The following is a 3162-nucleotide window of genomic DNA, read 5'->3' as shown; positions in this document are numbered from 1 at the left end:
GCATTTAAAGAACAAAACATTCTTAAAAGTAGTGCCCTGATTTGACAAATATGAAACTATTTTTTAAATAATAAACTAAAATTTCAACATTATCATAAACGGAAATTAATTACAAATTATAAGTTTTAAAAAAGTAGGAATTGAGAATTTAAACTTTATATTTGATATTGTTGAAAATTCATATAAAAATGGTCGTAAATTTTAGGTGAAACAAGTGCTTAAGTTAAATTAAATATGCTTTTAGAAATGTATCACCAAAATAAAAAACTGAGCCTCTTTTTTACTATCTTAATTTTCAATCAACCAAATGCTTAGGGTCTAAATTTAAACTGATACAGTTATGAGCAATGAATTAACTTACCTTATTGATGATGACTCTTTAACACTCCGACTGACCACAATGCTTGCTAACCGGATAAGTTTTAGTAGTTCATTAGAATCCTTTTCGAATGCTAAAATTGCTCTTGAATTATTACAAAAAAATGCCACAAACCATCATGATCTTCCTGATTGTATATTACTAGATATCAATATGCCGTTAATGAACGGATGGGAATTTCTAGACGCACTAAAACAATTAAACATACAAAAAGATATTTTTGTTTTCATAATGACCTCCTCTATTGAATTTTCCGATATTGAAAAAGCAAAAAAATACGCTAATGTTAAAAATTATATAGAAAAACCTATAAGCATTGAAAAACTTGAAGCAATCAAACATTTTATAGCTATTTCAAAGTAAACCTAAAAAGTAGTAACAAAATCTTTTCTCCAACGTCATATAGTTAAACCAAAAAAAACTTGACACTTGGAAACCATTTTAACCATACAAAATCTTAATAAGCGTTACGGCGCAGTACAAGCCTTGAAAGATGTATCATTTGATATTCAAAAAGGCAACGTTTACGGAATTCTAGGACCTAATGGTAGCGGAAAATCAACAACGTTAGGTATTGTACTTAATGTTGTTAACAAAACTTCTGGCTCTTACAGCTGGTTTGGCGGTACGATACAAACTCACGATGCACTAAAAAAAGTAGGTGCTATTATTGAAAGACCTAATTTTTACCCATACATGACTGCCAAGGAGAATCTGGAGCTAGTGTGTCAAATAAAAGGTATTAATTATGCCAAAGTAAGTGAAAAACTAGAATTAGTAGGGTTAACAGATAGACAAAACAGTAAGTTTAGAACCTTTTCACTAGGTATGAAACAGCGTTTGGCTATAGCATCGGCATTATTAAACGATCCTGAAATTTTAATACTTGATGAACCTACAAACGGATTAGACCCACAAGGAATACATCAAATTAGAGATATTATTAAAATCATTGCTGCACAAGGAACTACTATACTCCTTGCTTCTCATTTACTAGACGAAGTTGAAAAAGTGTGTACGCATGTTTTGGTATTACAAAAAGGAAAAATATTATACACCGGATTAGTTGATGGTATGTCTTCTAACGAAGGTTTCTTTGAATTACAAGCTGATAATATGCAACAACTTGTTGATCTTGTAGCAACGCACCCTGCAGTAAAAAATGTAGTAAAAACAAATGATAAAGCAATCGTTTATCTACAAAAAGAACTCGAAGCAAAAGACCTCAATCAATTTTTATTTAGTAAAAATATTATCCTGAATCATCTTGTAAAACGTAGAAATAGTCTTGAAGAGCAGTTCTTAGAACTGACAAATAAATAAGTCTATCTCAATTTCATTTTACTGACTAAACACAACCTTTTAAAATTTTGGCTAATTAGCCAAAGATAAAATTATACCTTATGAAAAGACTTCTTACGATAGAATTACAAAAAATCTGGAAAAATAGAGCAAGTCGGGTTTTAACACTAGCCTACTTCATTTTGCTTACGTTCATTGCATTAATAGCATCTATCAAGTTTGATTTAGGCCCATTTAAATTTCATTTAGCCGAAATGGGCATTTTCAATTTCCCATACATCTGGCACTTCAATACCTACATTGCATCTATTTTGAAATTCTTTTTAGCAATTGTAATTGTTTCAATGATGGCCAATGAATACAGTTATGGTACCTTAAAACAAAACTTGATTGACGGAATGAGCAAAAAAGAATTCATTCAATCAAAATTTTTGACTGTATTTCTTTTTGCATCGGTATCAACGGTGTTCCTTTTTATTTTGACCTTAATACTTGGATTTAGTTTTTCATCCTTTACTGAAATAGATATTGTTTTTGCAGATTTAGACTATCTATTGGCTTATTTTGTAAAACTAATTGGCTTTTTCTCTTTCTGTTTATTTCTTGGAATTTTGATCAAGAGATCTGCATTTGCTTTAGGTTTCTTGTTGGTTTGGAATATTATAGAAGGAATTATAAGTGGTATTTTAACATTCAAAGTTTTTCCAGAGGGTACTACTGCAGCAAGTATTACCCAGTTTTTACCACTACAATCCATGTCTAATCTTATCATTGAGCCTTTTTCACGTTTATCAGTTGTAAAAAATATTGGTACTCAAATTGGTTTAGAGAATAGCAAGGACTATGGAGTTTCCCTTTTTTCAATTGCAATTGTATTGTGCTGGACCGTTATATTTATATATTTTTCTTATAAAATTTTAAAAAATAGGGATTTATAGAAACTATAATTTAAGACGAATGGTTTAAATTCAGTATTGATTTACTTTATTGTTGCTAATTTTTAAAATTGTTCTAAAGCGATAACTATGGACAACTATACTCTACAGCCTCGCAAAGAGTACAGATAATTTTGGAAATATACTTCTAAAAAAGCTTTAACGAGAATAGATACTTTTTCGCTTTAGCAAAATAAGCATTCTCATTTTAAGTAATTAATAAGTATTTTTCTAACATATGAAGTAATCTTATCTATTACTTGTACTAGTAAAATTGCTTTAGTATTTTTTGTTTAAAAAAAAGATGATCTCAATTTATATTAAATTAACAATATCGATCTAAAGATATCTGCTACTTATATTTTAATTGCAAATCAACCATTCGGGTTTGATTTTTCCCTATACAAAATTTATTAGTTTAACTCCAATTATTTGAAAGCCGAACATCAAAAGATCATTTTACTTTAGAAAGATAATTTAAATTTTCCTATTTTTAGCGCATGAAAAAAACTTTACTACTACTAACGATTCTACTTTCAATTAGTT

3 protein-coding genes are annotated in these 3162 nt (G+C 29.1%); all 3 read left to right on the top strand.

The genetic code is table 11. The features are described from left to right. Positions 1-340 precede the first annotated feature (340 nt). The gene (locus tag DNC80_RS14820; RefSeq protein ID WP_182651875.1) at positions 341-742 is read left to right on the top strand and encodes a response regulator; all 402 of its coding nucleotides are present in this window, start codon (positions 341-343) and stop codon (positions 740-742) included. Between the two features lie 66 nt (positions 743-808). Then, the gene (locus DNC80_RS14815) at positions 809-1702 is read left to right on the top strand and encodes an ABC transporter ATP-binding protein (RefSeq protein WP_182651874.1); all 894 of its coding nucleotides are present in this window, start codon (positions 809-811) and stop codon (positions 1700-1702) included. 80 nt (positions 1703-1782) lie between these two features. Continuing rightward, entirely contained in the window at positions 1783-2619 is an 837-nt protein-coding gene (locus DNC80_RS14810) for an ABC transporter permease (protein WP_182651873.1), read from the top strand. Positions 2620-3162 lie beyond the last annotated feature (543 nt).

It is taken from the genome of Flavobacterium sp. SOK18b, from assembly GCF_014156605.1.
Lineage (GTDB): Bacteria > Bacteroidota > Bacteroidia > Flavobacteriales > Flavobacteriaceae > Flavobacterium > Flavobacterium tiangeerense.
This window is presented reverse-complemented; position numbering and strand designations above follow the sequence as displayed.